The organism is Chryseobacterium gwangjuense (assembly GCF_021311115.1).
GTDB classification, from domain to species: Bacteria; Bacteroidota; Bacteroidia; order Flavobacteriales; family Weeksellaceae; genus Chryseobacterium; species Chryseobacterium gwangjuense.
In genome coordinates this window covers 176,315-190,165 of sequence record NZ_JAJTNP010000001.1, presented here as the reverse complement: position 1 = coordinate 190,165, position 13,851 = coordinate 176,315, and the positions used below count along the sequence as shown (strand labels likewise).

Genomic DNA, 13,851 nt, shown 5'->3' with positions numbered 1-13,851 from the left:
GACCAAATACTTACAAAACACCTAATATTTATTTATGAAAAATTACACCCTTCTTTTTTTATTATTTTCAGCTTTGTATTCAGCACAAATTCAAAGATTTACATACGAATATTCATTTGTTAAAGATTCTACAAACATGGCGGATGTAAAAAAAGAGACGATGCTTCTGGATATTAAAAACAAAGGTTCAAAATATTACAGTTACGAAGTTTTTGTAACGGATTCTATTATGAATGCTGAACTTGAAAAGCAAGGAAGTACCACAAACATTATGGCATTTGCAAAGCCAAATAGTAACTATAAAGGTGTCATTCGAAGTAAAGTAACCAAAGAATATCCTGATTACAAAACGTATTTACATACTTCTTTGAGTTCAGATTTTTATACGGTGGAAGAAAACGGAAAGCCTGTTTGGAAAATACTTCCCCCAAAAGAAAAAATTGGAAATTACACTGCTCAAAAAGCAACTACCAATTATTTAGGAAGACAATGGACTGCTTGGTTTTCTACCGATTTACCTTTTCAGGATGGTCCCTATAAATTCTATGGTTTACCCGGATTAATTGTAAAATTAGAAGATAAAAATAAGGGCCACGTTATGATTTTAATCGGCAACAAAACGGTTAAAGAACCTGTAAATAAAGATCAACAAGATGGTCCTAACGAAATTACCGTAAACAATAATCAATTCAACAAGCTTTGGAAGGAATATGTTAAGGATCCTAATAAAGTAACAAGGCAGAAAATTGCAAGTGCAGGAGTGGATGCACAGGGAAACTCTACTTTTAATTTTGTAGATGCATCCGGAAAGAAGTTAGATGCTAATGAAGTGATGAGAAATAATGAAAAGCGTTTCAAAGAGAATTTAAAAAAGGATAATAATAAGTTGGATTTTGATTTGTATAAATATTAATTCAACATTCTACAGAAAGCCATTCTTACATTTTGAACTATCGACTTTATGGAAAACCTGTTCTTTACTCAGCTGAATACATTGAAGATTTCCTTAATGATTTAGCCAAAAAAAATAAAAATTCGCAACATAAAATATTTATCTTTTTCAATAATACTTGAGGAACCACAACCATTAAAAATAGTTTGTATTTAAAGAAAATTTTTCAATAGAACTTACTCAGAATAAAGTTATTAAAATATCCTTAAAAAAGTAAAATCTAAGTAAATGCGGCATAGAATTTGTTAAGAATAATTTAGAAAAATTAACAATTTTTAACAATTTAAATTCCTCTTAACTTTTATGAAAAAAACTTTTGCGGAAAAGTCTAGAAACAAGACTTTTCTTGGGATGTTTGCATTGATGAGTGCAACTTCGGTTCTATTTAATGGTTGTAACCAAAAACAAGACAAAAAAGAATCAGAAAAGCTGATTCCACAAGAACCTCCCGTCGCAAAAGCCGTCTCAAAAATCAACGATGAAAATGTAGCTTCAGACAAAAGAGTTATTTACCTTACGTTCGATGACGGTCCCAATCAAGGCACAGAAAATCTTCTCCGAATTTTAAACAAACGAAATGTCTGCGCTACGGCTTTCTTAGTCGGCAAACACGTTTATGGAAGCAAAAAGCAAAAAGAGGACCTTGATCTTCTGAGAAAAGATCCGTTGGTAGAATTGGCGAATCACAGTTTTACGCATGCACACAACAAATACACCGATTTTTACAAAAATCCGGAAGCGGTAGTTAATGATTTTAATATCGCAAAAGACAGCTTAAAGTTGTATGATAAAATCGCAAGAACTCCGGGAAGAAATATTTGGAGGTTAAATAATATTACTGTTACTGATCTTAAAAGTTCAACCGAGGCAGCCAATAAATTAAAGCAAGCCGGATATAAAGTTATAGGCTGGGATCTGGAATGGAAACCGACCAATAAAATGATTCTAAAAGGAAAACATGAAGACATGCTGAAAAAAGTTGACAGCATCTTCTTCAATGACTTAGAAAAAACTTCAAGACACCTTGTTTTTCTTACTCATGATCAGTATTTAACGGACGAAGATTCCATTAAAGAATTGGACTTATTTATTGAAAAACTTCAAAAAAGCAATCGTTTTGTATTCAGGAAAATTTCAGAATATCCTAGAATTAATGAGGTTTTGAATTAATTGAAATATTCAGGTAGTTTGTCATTCTGACGAAGGAAGAATCTTTTATTAATTACATTATCAAAGAGATTCTTCTCTCCACTTCGTTGCGTTCAGAATGACAAACAAAATCATTTCTCTATAAATCATTCATCATCTAAAATTTATAAATTAATTCGTTTTTTGCTTTTAAAATTCAGAAATTTGCAATTATGAGCATTCAGGAAAATTACACCCATATAAAAAGTCAGCTTCCAGATCACGTACAATTGGTCGCTGTATCAAAAACACATCCGGTTTCTGCCATTCAAGAGGTCTATGATTTAGGTCAAAGGGTTTTTGGAGAAAATAAAGTACAGGAAGTTCTTGAAAAGCAACCTCTCCTTCCTAAAGATATTCAATGGCATCTCATTGGGCATTTACAGACCAATAAGGTAAAATATATTGCAGAATTTGTAGATACGATCCAAAGTGTAGATTCTGAAAGATTACTATTAGAAATCAACAAAGAAGCTACTAAATACAACAGAAAAATTAAAGTATTGCTTCAAGTGAAAATTGCTGAAGAGGAAAGCAAATTCGGATTGGAAATTGATGAGGCTAAAGCTTTATTCCAGCAATACATAAACGGTGAGTTTCCAAATACAGAAATTACAGGGTTGATGGGAATGGCAACATTTACGGACAATGAACAGCAAATCAGAAAAGAATTTTCAGTATTAAAAAATCTTTTTGATGAGTTGAATCAGCAGAAATCTTTAGAAACCTTATCGATGGGAATGAGTGATGACTTCCCTGTCGCCATAGAATGTGGTGCCAATTCTGTAAGAGTAGGTTCTGCAATTTTTGGCAGAAGAGATTATACAAAATAGATTATTTAGGTATGGTTTTTGCTAATAATTCAATCAAAAATTTCTAAATTTGCAACTATGCAAAAAATCCTTATCGTAGAAGACGAAAAAGCAATATCGGGAGTTCTTCACAGTATTCTCTCTGATGAACTTACTGATTATGAATTTGTAATCGCCGAAGATGGTCTTGAAGGCTATAAACAGGTAGAAAAAGAAGACTTTGCATTGGTAATTTCTGACATCAAAATGCCTAAACTTTCAGGAACTGAGCTTCTGAAACAAAGTTTAGCACTGAAACCTGAAACTACTTTCATCATGATTTCGGGACATGCAGATATCGATTCTGCAGTTTCTTGTTTAAAGGAAGGTGCTTATGATTTTATATCAAAGCCAATCGACATTAACAGATTGATTACAAGTGTTAAAAATGCTTTAACTAAAGAAACACTTAAAAAAGAAAATAAAAATCTTCAAACCGAAAATAAAACGCTAAAGAAAAAGGTAAACAAAAAATATCAAATGATTGGTGAATCTGCGGGATTGCAGAAGATCCAGGATATGATTGAAAAAGTAGCTGTTTCTGATGCGAGAGTTTTAATTACCGGACCAAACGGAGCAGGAAAAGAACTTGTAGCACACGCTATTCACAACCAAAGCGAACGTTCCAGAGGACCAATGATAGAAGTAAACTGTGCTGCAATTCCTTCAGAATTGATTGAATCTGAACTTTTCGGACATGTAAAAGGTTCTTTTACAGGTGCTATCAAAGATAAGCAGGGGAAATTTGAACAGGCAAACGGGGGAACGATTTTCTTAGATGAAATCGGAGATATGAGTCTAATTGCTCAGGCAAAGGTATTGAGGGCATTGCAGGAAAGTAAAGTGTCTCCTGTGGGAAGCGACAAAGAAATAAAAGTTGATGTAAGAGTACTTGCAGCAACCAATAAAAATATGCAGACGGAAATAGAAGCAGGAAGATTCAGAGAAGACCTTTACCACAGACTTTCTGTGATCGAAATCTATGTACCGCCATTGGATGAAAGAAAAGAAGATATCAAATTGTTGGTAGAACATTTTTCTGGAATGATTGCGGATGAGCATGGTACAGCTACGAAAAAATTCGATGATAAGGCTATTGAAGCCTTAAAAGTACTTTCCTGGACTGGAAATATCAGAGAGTTGAGAAACGTAGTGGAAAGGTTAATTATTTTAGGAGGAAACACTGTTTCTGCCGAAGATGTTGCAAGTTTTGTAAGGAAATAATTTAACGATTATTTTAAATAAATTATAAAATTGCAGTATCATTTGTTACTGCAATTTTTTTTTGAACTCAAACTATATGAATTTTAAACGATGAACTTTTTACATAAAAAATATACAAAAGAAACCTTAACGCTTGCCTTACCCGTAATGCTGACGCAGGTAGGACAAGTTTCAGTAAACTTATTTGACAACATAATTGTCGGAAAACTGTTAGGAGCAGATGCATTGGCTTCCGTATCTTTAGGAAATGCCGTTTTTTTCTCCATGTTTGTATTAGCATTGGGGTTCTCATTTGCCATTCCGCCATTGGTTTCTGAAGCACATTCACAGCATGATCATAAAACAATCAATTCAGTGTTCAGCCACGGATTTATTATCAATATGTCGGTGGGTATTATTCTGATGGGCCTTTTGTTTCTGGGGATGCCTCTACTCTATCATTCGGGTCAACCAGCTAAGATTATTCCTGACACGGTAGACTTTTTAACCATTATGGCCATAAGTATTGTTCCATTTATGGCATTCCAGACCTTACGAGAAGTTTCTGAAGGTTTATCCTATACTATTGGAGTAACGAAAGCAACCATTATCGCCAACGTGATCAATATCGTTCTTAACTATGTTTTCATTAAAGGGCTTTGGATATTTCCTGAAATGGGAGTAAAAGGATCTGCATTGGCAAGTTTAATTGCTCGTATTTTCATGGTTGTTTTTCTATATATCGTATTATTAAAAGAACCAAAAACAAAACAATACATCAAAGCCTTTTCTTTGAAAATTGAAGTTTTTTCTAAAAAAATGTTCGATAAAATGGTGAGATTGGGACTTCCTACTGCGTTGCAGATGTTTTTTGAAGTTACTGCTTTTGCTGGTGCTGCTTTTATCTGCGGATTGATTTCTGCCCATGATATTGCTTCTCACCAGATTGCTTTAAGTATGGCTTCATTTACTTTCAATTTATGTATTGGTTTCAGTGTTGCTTCTACGGTTATGATCGGAAGAAAACTGGGTGAACAAAACTATGTTGAACTAAGAGAAGTAGGAATTAATAATCTGAAAATAGCTTTTATTTTCATGTGCATCTGTGGAATTATTTTCATTCTGGGACGAAACATCCTTCCTACGTTCTTTACCAAAAAAGAAGAAATTGAAGTGATTGCTTTAGCTTCGAAGTTAATGATTATAGCAGCATTATTCCAGTTATCAGATGGAATTCAGGTGACTGCTTTAGGAACATTAAGAGGACTGCAAGATGTGAAAATCCCATCTATCTATACTTTTATTGCCTATTGGGTTATTACCATTCCATTAGGATATTTCCTTTGTGTTACCTTGAAAATGGGTGCTTTCGGGATGTGGATCGCGCTAGGTTTAGGACTTACCATTTCAGCGCTGTTTCTCGTAAAGCGATTCCTCAATATGTCAGCAAAAAAAATTAAACTAAATCAATAAATTAAAAAACGGTCCTTAATGGATCGTTTTTTTTTTTTTGCAATCCTATTCATTATCCCGTGAATTAGATAAAAGATATTTGTACTTTTGTTTCTATTAAAAATCAAAAAAAGACAATTATAATTCTGATGAAAAAAATTCTTCTCCTATTAGGTATTTGCACAGTATCTTTCTATCAATCGCAAACTAATAGGTTTATCTACGAGCTGCAATTCAGGACAGATGCTAACCAGGAATACAGAAAAGCCTTAATGAACCTTGATATCAGTCCGAAATCCATTAAATTTTATGATAAGAACTTTGCTGACTACGATTCTATCAATAAGAGTTCACAAATGGGCAATTCTCATTTCAGCACCAAAACGGATCAGGTGATCGAAAGGCAGCCTAATTCTTATAAAAACAATTGGTACAGAGATTTCTTTGAATACTTTGTCATAAAAACAAATGACGAAATGAAATGGAAACTCTTTTCAGATACACAAACTTACAATGGCTACACTCTACAAAAGGCAACTACCGATTTTGGAGGCAGACAATGGACAGCCTGGTTTTCTAAAGAAATAGATACTCAGGAAGGACCTTATAAATTCAGAGGACTTCCCGGGTTGATTTTTATTATTGAAGATGATAAAAAAGATTTCGTATATAAGCTTGTTAAAAACATAAAACTTCCGGAAACCTATATTACAAAAGACTTTGTTGAAACCCATTACGGAAAAGCAGCTTTACCTATTTCCATCGAAAAATTCAATAAATATCTTGAAGATACCTATTCCGATCCTGTAAGAATGTTTTCGGAGGGGGTGAAAAATGGTGGTTCTACTTTTGGAAAAGAAACAGTAGGATCTTTAGAAGAACTGAATAAAAAGAAAGCAATGTTGCAAAAAGGAATAAAAAGCCGATATATTTATATTGAAAAAGATAAAGAGCCTAAGTTCAATTAATAAAAAAACTCGCTTAAAAGCGAGTTTTTTATGTTTTATTTTAAAATTACTTTTATACTATTCTCTTTCCTAAAATCACTAAAGTTCGCTCTACTCTATCTAATACAGCAACATTGGGAAGTACCCCCCAATCTTCAAACCCAAAATGTCTGAATAGTTTTAAGCTAGGTTCATTGTGTAAAAAAATAAAGCCTAACAAAGTCTTTACTCCTAGTTTTCCGGCATTGTCAATACAATATTGCAGCACTTTCTTTCCAAGACCTTTTCCTCTACTGCTTTCATCCATATAGATGCTCATTTCTACGGTTCCGTTGTAAGCAGGTCTTCCATAAAATGAAGAAAAACTCACCCAGCCAACCACATTCTTTTGCTGATCCCCAATCATCCATAGAGGTCTGGTTTCAGGATTATGCTCTTTAAACCATTCCAATTTACTTTCTACAGACACTTCTTCCGTATCTGCAGTTACCATTCTGGAGGCGATTGTTGAATTATAAATCTCAACGATTTTCGGTAAATCTTCAAGCGTTGCATTGCTGAACGTTAATTCTTCCATTGTCTACGATCCTATTTCTGCAAAGATACATGAAGATTTCCTTTCTATTGCGGCTAATTATTCTTTACGATCCTTATCTTTCAGTTCTTTCATGGCTCTGTTAAGACTTCTCACTGTAGTTCCCAAGTAAGCTGCCATATCTTCTTTTGAGATTTTCATTTCTTTTGATTTTACTTCCAAAAGCTGAGACAACGTATGTTCTGTAGTATGTAACTGCTGATAAGACGCTCTGCTTGAAGTGTTCACGATTCGATCTGCGAAGACATCCAATAAAAAGTTATTTAATGTAAGATCATTTTTAATTAAAGACTGAAAATACGGAATGGTCATCGAATACACGCTAACTTCTGTGATGGCTTCAATACTACAAAGGCAGGGAACGTTTTTAATTACTTCTATTTCACCAACAATTTCACCTTTTCCTAAGAATTCAACGATATACTCTTTATCATTTTCTTCCACAAAATAACACTTCGTAATTCCACTTTTGACGAGCATTATTTTAGTGGAAACTTCATTTTGTGTCAATATCTTATCTCCTTTTTCGAAGGACTTTAATACAATATTCCCTTTATGGTCCTGATTCTCATAAAGTTTTTCTAAATAATCTAAAAATGGCTGATTCGTACGTAACATGTTTTGTTTGGGACAAATGTCCTTTTCTGTTTTGGTTTTTATTCTGATTTTTGTCGGCAGAAAAATACAAAAACTAAAGTAAACTTAATATGAATAATGAGATAACCACCATCGCTTTTGATGCAGATGATACACTTTGGATTAATGAACCTTATTTTCAGGAAGCTGAAAGAGAATTTTGTGCATTATTGGAAGACTATCTTCCGCAACATTCCCTCGCTCAGGAATTATTTAAAACCGAAATGCAGAACCTCCATTTGTACGGATACGGCGTAAAAGGGTTTATGCTTTGTATGATTGAAACAACTTGCAGGGTTTCAAATAACACAGCTTCGTTAGGATTAATTAATAAAACCATCGAAATTGGTCATACACTTCTTCAAAAACCTATTGAACTTCTGGATGGAGTCACTGAAACACTTGAAAATTTAAAGGGAAAATACAGACTGGTTGTTGCTACAAAAGGCGATTTACTGGATCAGGAACGTAAATTAAAAAAATCCGGATTACAGGAATATTTTCATCATATTGAAATCATGAGTGATAAAAAAGAAAATGACTATCAAAAGCTTTTAAAGCATTTAGATTGTCAACCTGAACATTTTTTAATGCTAGGAAACTCCATTAAATCAGATATTTTGCCCGTTTTAGAGATTGGAGGATCTGCAGCTCATATTCCTTATCATGTAACATGGTCTCACGAACAGCATGATCTTCATTTGGAGCATCCTAATTTTATGGAATTGGAGAAAATCAGTGATATTTTGGAGTATTTATAAAAAAACTCGCTCAAATCTGAGCGAGTCTTATTTATTATTTTTTCAGACATTTCTCTAAGAACTGATCCTGTTCCCAAAGCAAATGCAAAATATTTTCTTTAGCAGCATATCCGTGAGCTTCTTTTGGAAGAAGAACCATTTTTACAGGAGCTCCTAAATTTTTTAGTGCCTGGAAATATCTTTCCGTCTGCAAAGTGAAAGTTCCCGGATTATTGTCTGCATCTCCATGAATCAATAACAATGGGGTTTTCATTTTATCGGCATTCATAAATGGAGACATTGCATTATAAATTTCAGGAATATCCCAATAATTTCGCTGTTCACTTTGGAAGCCAAACGGAGTTAACGTTCTATTGTACGCTCCACTTCTTGCAATTCCGCAAGCATAGTCTTTAGAATGGGTTAAAAGGTTTGCTGTCATAAATGCTCCATAAGAGTGACCTCCTACTGCAACTTTTTTTCTGTCTATATACCCCAATTTATCAACGGCATCAATAGCAGCTCTTCCGTTGGCTACTAATTGAGGTAGAAACGTATCATTCGGTTCTGTTTTTCCTTCTCCAATAATCGGGAAAGCGGCATCATCCAATACAGCATATCCTTTTGTTGTCCAATACACGAACGAACCATAATATGGAAACGTAAAATCATTTGGATTTTGTGTACTCTGTCCTGCCGTATTTTTATCTTTATATTCAGTAGGATAAGCCCAGATCAAAAGAGGAAGTTTTTCTTTTTTAGCTTTTCTGTCATAATTTGCAGGCAGATAAAGGGTTCCTGTAAGGGTAACTCCATCATTTCTTTTATAGGTAATCACTTCTTTATACACATCTTTTATGCTTTCAAAAGGATTGGCAAAATTGGTTACCGATTCTGTTTTATTGGACTTTATATTTCTCTTAAAATAGTTCGGATATTGGCTTGCCGACTGTTGGATCGTAAGAATATCCCCTTTAGAAGGGTTTAGAATATCAATGATCTCTTCTTTTTCATTTTTTAAATTAGAAGTATATAATCTCTTTTTTTTCAAGGTTTTAATGTCCATTTCATCAATGAAAGGATGTTGCCCCTCTTTTGTGAATCCTGCTCCGATTAAATACGCTTTTCCTCCTTTTACATCAAGAACGGTTCTTCCAAACTGATTTTTTGTGGTATTAAAGTTCCCAGGATCACTATAAACATCCTGATAATTTCGGTCATCGATCACTTTAGACTCATTCGTGTTGAGATCTACTAAGAAAGATTTTGTATTCCTTGTATCGTACCAAGATTCATGAACAATAGCATAATGATCGTTTGTCCAGCTTACATCCTCATATCTTTGCTTGGTTTTAAAGAAAGTCTTCGGATTAGCATTAAACGGGGCTTCCCAAGTGAAAATTTCGTCTCTGTATTCAGCTGTTTTTGACTGATCTCCCCCATCCAAAGCTTCTGCGTATACCAATGTTGCAGGCATATCGCTTCTCCATCCCATATCTCTTTTTCCTGTTCTTACAGAAGAGAATCCTTTAGGCATGATTTCGTTCAAAGGAGTTTCGTTTACTACTTTTACTACATTTCCATTAAGGTCATAAACCGTTGTGCTCATTGGAAATCTGCTTAAAGGGACGATATATGAAAATGGTTTTTTAATAGTCGTTGCCATCAGATAATTTCCATCCGGCGAAAAGCTCAGTCCGGCATACATATCTTTTTCTTTTATTTTATTCAAGTTTCCATTGAGGTCAACTTTATAAATATCTGAAGAAGTAAGGATTTCAAAGTTTTTTTCATCCTGTGGATTTTTCAAAAGATCCTGATAAGTCCTGTTTTGAGAAACTTTTCCATCTGCAGTAGAAACGATAGGACCGGTTGGTAAATCTTTGCTTGAATCAATTAAAGTTCCTCTGTTTTGTGGTAATGTTCTGATCAAAAGGTTCTGAGAATCTTTATACCAAACATACGGAGAACCTAAATTAGCATTCAGATTATCTGATGTAATCTTTTTTGCAGTAGCCGTTTCCAGATCAACAATCCAAAGTTCTACTCCTTTGCTTGTTGTATTGGTAAAAGCAAATTTCTTTTCATCCGGTGAAAATGAAGTATTGACAATTCTTGCATTGGAGGGCAGATTTTTCACCTGTATTTCATTTTTATCACTCGTTTTTCTCACCTTCAGATTATTCAGATAAGTAGCACTGCTTGAAATATTGGTTACGGGGTTAATTCTCAACCCTCCAAGTTTCATTTCCTGCTGGCTTAAATCTTCGAGTGTCTTGTAAGTCGGGCGATACGTAAAAACAATCCAATCTTTCTTACTGTTCATTAAAACGCTTGGTGGTCTATCATAATCAGCAAGTTTTAAAATTTCAGGTGAAGGTTTTTGATAGGTAATACTTTCCTGCGCATTATAAAAATTAAGGAACGCAAGAAGACAGATTGTTAGTTTTATCTTCATTATAATTCATTTTTCACGAATTTAATGAATTTAATGACATAAAAAAAGCAGGAAAAGTTTTTCCTGCTTTTTAATATTTTATAGTAAAGAATTACCAATCTGAGGCTCTCTTTCTCTTCTCAATCATGTAATCTACTGAAATCTTACCTGCTCCAAGAGAAATAATAAGTAAGTAGACAGATAGGTAAAGTAAGCTTAATTCTCTTTTATCAAATAAATCTGCTCCATGCACTACAAAGGCTGCAATGGCCATGGTAAAAATTAAAAATCCGGTCGCTACTCTTGTAAAAAGACCTAAAATTAAAAGAATGGAGCACACAAACTCTGCAAATACGGTTAAGACCAATGAAACTGTCGGTCCAAGTCCCATAAAGTCGAAAAACTTTATTTCACCTCCTTCCAACAATTGTTGAAGTTTAGGAAACCCATGAGATAACATTGCAAATCCGACAAATAATCTTACCATCAATAAAACGATATCTACATAAATAGGATTAGTCTTTAAGTTCGAGTAGCTCATTCAGTATTAATTTAAAATTAAAGATAATAAAAATCTTTTAATACAACGATGAATATTGAACTTTTAGTCTATCGGTACCCAAAATTTTTCAGATCTCTGTCATTTTTTCGCCAGTCTTTTTTCACTTTTACGAAAAGATTCAAGTGAATTTTTTTAGCAAAGAATTTTTCAAGATCCAGTCTTGCTTCTGTACCTACTTTTTTGATAGCTTCTCCTTTATGACCAATAATAATCCCTTTTTGTGTATCTCTTTCTACATAAATAATAGAATCAATGAAGATAATCCCTTCTTTTTCCTTGAACATTTCTGTTACCACTTCTACGGAATAAGGAATTTCTTTGTCATAATTCAAAAGAATTTTCTCTCTTATGGCTTCATTTACAAAGAAACGCTCCGGCTTATCCGTATACATATCTTTATCATAATATGCAGGGTTTTCCGGTAGCATCGATTTTAATTTCGGAAGAATAATATCCGTATTAAAGGCATTCAACGCAGAAATAGGTAAAATTTCAGCTTTCGGTATTCTGTCGTGCCAGTCTGAAACCAGTTTTTCTAATCCTTCCTGATTAGTCTGATCTACTTTATTTAATAATAATAAAACCGGAACCGGAATTTTATTCAATTTGTCAATTAAAAATTCGGAAGGTTCTGCCTTATCTGTTACATCTACAATAAAAAGAAAAACATCTGCATCTTGTAAAGAATCTTTCACAAAATCCATCATTTTCTCCTGCAAACCATATTTAGGATCCAGAACTCCGGGAGTATCCGAAAATACAATCTGAAGGTCTTCTTCATTATAAATTCCAAAAATTCTGTGACGTGTTGTCTGAGCCTTTTGAGTAACAATCGCCAACTTCTCTCCCATCAATTGGTTAAGTAAGGTCGATTTTCCGGCATTTGGCTTTCCAACTATATTTACAAATCCTGCTTTGTGCATAAAAATTATATTACGAACTGCAAAGTTACTAAAACAAAATCGTCTTTCCCGATTAATAGAAAACTTCTCGGCAAAAACTGTCAAAATACTTCAACAAAGATCAAGTTAAAATTCTCAGGAATTTATTTTACCGAATTTTTATGAATTAATTGAGCTTTAAAAGTAACTCTTTCGCCATCTTTTTTGTAGCAGGTAATTTCATCATCAATAAGTTTTATCGCCATTTTTGCCATATCCCTTAAAGGTTGCTTAACGTAAGTAAGTTCAATAGGGAAAAGCTCATAGGCTTCAGCTTCATCAAAGGTAATCATCGAAAGATCTTCAGGAACCTTGATATTATGTTTAATAAAATAGCTCATTCCTGCAATTCCTAATTTATTACTGGCAAAATAAACTGCTGTTCTCTTAGAAAGATTTAGATTTTTTTCAAGAGCATTATGTATTTCCTCTTTTCTGTTTTCCAGTCCTACCAAAACTTGTTTGTAGCTTATACCGCTTTCCGGAAATTGTTTATCAAAACCGTGTTGTCTGTCCAAAAGATGGGGAAGCTCTGTATTATAGCCTACATAAAGTATTTCTTCAAACTTTTTGGCTTTCAGAAAATCAAAAATCTGCTCTGAAATTTCGAAATTATTAACCAAAACACCTGGCAAATCAACCTCTTTAAGATAACGGTCGATCGTTATAACAGGGTATTCTTCTTTAATTAGTTTTCTTAACGTATCATCAGAATCCATAATCGGAGCTACAATCATTCCGTCAACCTGATGTTCAGCAAACAATTCTGTTAATTTTTTAAATTTTTCAGGACTTTCATCTGAACTTCCGATAATAAGAGTATAGCCCAGTTTTATGGCTTCATCTTCAATGCAACGAGCCATTGTAGAATAAAAACCGCTTGAAATATCTGCCAAAATGAGCCCTATCAGTTTGCTTCTGCTCATTTTTAAGCTTTTGGCAATCTTATTGGGAACATAGTTGATTGAATCGGCAATTTCTAAAATTTTTTCCCTTGTTTGTTGACTTATTCTGCTTCCTTCTTTTTTATTAAGAACATAAGAAACTGTTGCAACAGAAACACCTGCTATTCTTGCGATATCTTTAATGGAAGCTCTTTTCATTGTATGGATTAATAAAAACAAAAATATCTTATTAAATGGTTAATAACAATAGATATTTTCTTTGAATATTTTAAAAATAATTGTATTTTCGCAAACTTTTAAAATTCGCCTTAAAAACAATTTAAAAAACTGTAAATCAGTAATTTAAATTTAAAATATAAAATAAAAGCTTAATTGAATAAAGCAAAAAGGATCGTTATTTTTTTAGAATAGATAATTTAGATTAAACGTTTATCTGCAATTA

At 33.4% G+C, this 13,851-nt stretch carries 13 protein-coding genes; 7 read left to right on the top strand and 6 right to left on the bottom strand.

What is annotated here, in order from left to right; genetic code table 11:
• Nucleotides 1-34 precede the first annotated feature (34 nt).
• The 6 genes from LV842_RS00805 to LV842_RS00780 all read left to right on the top strand — a co-directional run bounded on the left by LV842_RS00805 (nucleotide 35) and on the right by LV842_RS00780 (nucleotide 6,614).
• The gene (locus LV842_RS00805; protein WP_233109560.1) at nucleotides 35-913 is read left to right on the top strand and encodes a GLPGLI family protein; all 879 of its coding nucleotides are present in this window, start codon (nucleotides 35-37) and stop codon (nucleotides 911-913) included.
• Nucleotides 914-1,255: 342 nt separating this feature from the next.
• Nucleotides 1,256-2,122: a polysaccharide deacetylase family protein gene (locus LV842_RS00800; protein ID WP_233109559.1), complete on the top strand. Its 867-nt coding sequence runs from the start codon at nucleotides 1,256-1,258 to the stop codon at nucleotides 2,120-2,122.
• Between the two features lie 191 nt (nucleotides 2,123-2,313).
• The gene (locus LV842_RS00795; protein WP_233109558.1) at nucleotides 2,314-2,973 is read left to right on the top strand and encodes a YggS family pyridoxal phosphate-dependent enzyme; all 660 of its coding nucleotides are present in this window, start codon (nucleotides 2,314-2,316) and stop codon (nucleotides 2,971-2,973) included.
• A 57-nt stretch (nucleotides 2,974-3,030) separates the two neighbouring features.
• Nucleotides 3,031-4,215 carry a sigma-54-dependent transcriptional regulator gene (locus LV842_RS00790; protein WP_233109557.1) on the top strand — a complete coding sequence of 395 codons (1,185 nt, stop codon included), beginning with the start codon at nucleotides 3,031-3,033 and terminating at the stop codon, nucleotides 4,213-4,215.
• A gap of 90 nt (nucleotides 4,216-4,305) precedes the next feature.
• Nucleotides 4,306-5,667: an MATE family efflux transporter gene (locus LV842_RS00785; RefSeq protein WP_233109556.1), complete on the top strand. Its 1,362-nt coding sequence runs from the start codon at nucleotides 4,306-4,308 to the stop codon at nucleotides 5,665-5,667.
• Nucleotides 5,668-5,795: 128 nt separating this feature from the next.
• Nucleotides 5,796-6,614 carry a GLPGLI family protein gene (locus tag LV842_RS00780; RefSeq protein WP_233109555.1) on the top strand — a complete coding sequence of 273 codons (819 nt, stop codon included), beginning with the start codon at nucleotides 5,796-5,798 and terminating at the stop codon, nucleotides 6,612-6,614.
• Between the two features lie 52 nt (nucleotides 6,615-6,666).
• Here LV842_RS00780 and LV842_RS00775 read toward each other — a convergent pair whose 3' ends face one another.
• Both LV842_RS00775 and LV842_RS00770 read right to left on the bottom strand, forming a co-directional pair.
• On the bottom strand, nucleotides 6,667-7,170 hold the full coding sequence (locus LV842_RS00775; protein WP_233109554.1) for a GNAT family N-acetyltransferase: 504 nt from the start codon (nucleotides 7,168-7,170) through the stop codon (nucleotides 6,667-6,669).
• Between the two features lie 57 nt (nucleotides 7,171-7,227).
• A complete protein-coding gene (locus LV842_RS00770; RefSeq protein ID WP_233109553.1) occupies nucleotides 7,228-7,806 on the bottom strand; it encodes a Crp/Fnr family transcriptional regulator in 579 nt (192 codons plus the stop codon).
• 89 nt (nucleotides 7,807-7,895) lie between these two features.
• Here LV842_RS00770 and LV842_RS00765 point away from each other — a divergent pair, with 89 nt between their 5' ends.
• Complete coding sequence (locus LV842_RS00765) at nucleotides 7,896-8,585, top strand: HAD family hydrolase (RefSeq protein ID WP_233109552.1); 690 nt, start codon at nucleotides 7,896-7,898, stop codon at nucleotides 8,583-8,585.
• A gap of 34 nt (nucleotides 8,586-8,619) precedes the next feature.
• On the opposite strand, the gene LV842_RS00760 is transcribed toward LV842_RS00765, so the two are convergent.
• The 4 genes from LV842_RS00760 to LV842_RS00745 form a co-directional block, all read right to left on the bottom strand.
• Entirely contained in the window at nucleotides 8,620-11,022 is a 2,403-nt protein-coding gene (locus LV842_RS00760; protein ID WP_233109551.1) for an alpha/beta hydrolase family protein, read from the bottom strand.
• 91 nt (nucleotides 11,023-11,113) lie between these two features.
• Nucleotides 11,114-11,542 (bottom strand): DoxX family protein, encoded by a 429-nt coding sequence (locus LV842_RS00755; protein WP_233109550.1) that lies wholly within the window; start codon nucleotides 11,540-11,542, stop codon nucleotides 11,114-11,116.
• 68 nt (nucleotides 11,543-11,610) lie between these two features.
• Nucleotides 11,611-12,486, bottom strand: coding sequence for a GTPase Era (era, locus tag LV842_RS00750; RefSeq protein WP_233109549.1), 876 nt, complete (start codon nucleotides 12,484-12,486; stop codon nucleotides 11,611-11,613).
• 122 nt (nucleotides 12,487-12,608) lie between these two features.
• Nucleotides 12,609-13,607: a LacI family DNA-binding transcriptional regulator gene (locus tag LV842_RS00745; protein ID WP_233109548.1), complete on the bottom strand. Its 999-nt coding sequence runs from the start codon at nucleotides 13,605-13,607 to the stop codon at nucleotides 12,609-12,611.
• Between the last annotated feature and the right edge of the window lie 244 nt (nucleotides 13,608-13,851).

Bases quoted from the DNA above. Each gene is read 5' to 3' on its own strand.
- LV842_RS00805 (WP_233109560.1), top strand. From the start codon at position 35: ATGAAAAATTACACCCTTCTTTTTTTATTATTTTCAGCTTTGTATTCA.
- LV842_RS00800 (WP_233109559.1), top strand. From the start codon at position 1,256: ATGAAAAAAACTTTTGCGGAAAAGTCTAGAAACAAGACTTTTCTTGGG.
- LV842_RS00795 (WP_233109558.1), top strand. From the start codon at position 2,314: ATGAGCATTCAGGAAAATTACACCCATATAAAAAGTCAGCTTCCAGAT.
- LV842_RS00790 (WP_233109557.1), top strand. From the start codon at position 3,031: ATGCAAAAAATCCTTATCGTAGAAGACGAAAAAGCAATATCGGGAGTT.
- LV842_RS00785 (WP_233109556.1), top strand. From the start codon at position 4,306: ATGAACTTTTTACATAAAAAATATACAAAAGAAACCTTAACGCTTGCC.
- LV842_RS00780 (WP_233109555.1), top strand. From the start codon at position 5,796: ATGAAAAAAATTCTTCTCCTATTAGGTATTTGCACAGTATCTTTCTAT.
- LV842_RS00775 (WP_233109554.1), bottom strand. From the start codon at position 7,170: ATGGAAGAATTAACGTTCAGCAATGCAACGCTTGAAGATTTACCGAAA.
- LV842_RS00770 (WP_233109553.1), bottom strand. From the start codon at position 7,806: ATGTTACGTACGAATCAGCCATTTTTAGATTATTTAGAAAAACTTTAT.
- LV842_RS00765 (WP_233109552.1), top strand. From the start codon at position 7,896: ATGAATAATGAGATAACCACCATCGCTTTTGATGCAGATGATACACTT.
- LV842_RS00760 (WP_233109551.1), bottom strand. From the start codon at position 11,022: ATGAAGATAAAACTAACAATCTGTCTTCTTGCGTTCCTTAATTTTTAT.
- LV842_RS00755 (WP_233109550.1), bottom strand. From the start codon at position 11,542: ATGAGCTACTCGAACTTAAAGACTAATCCTATTTATGTAGATATCGTT.
- era (WP_233109549.1), bottom strand. From the start codon at position 12,486: ATGCACAAAGCAGGATTTGTAAATATAGTTGGAAAGCCAAATGCCGGA.
- LV842_RS00745 (WP_233109548.1), bottom strand. From the start codon at position 13,607: ATGAAAAGAGCTTCCATTAAAGATATCGCAAGAATAGCAGGTGTTTCT.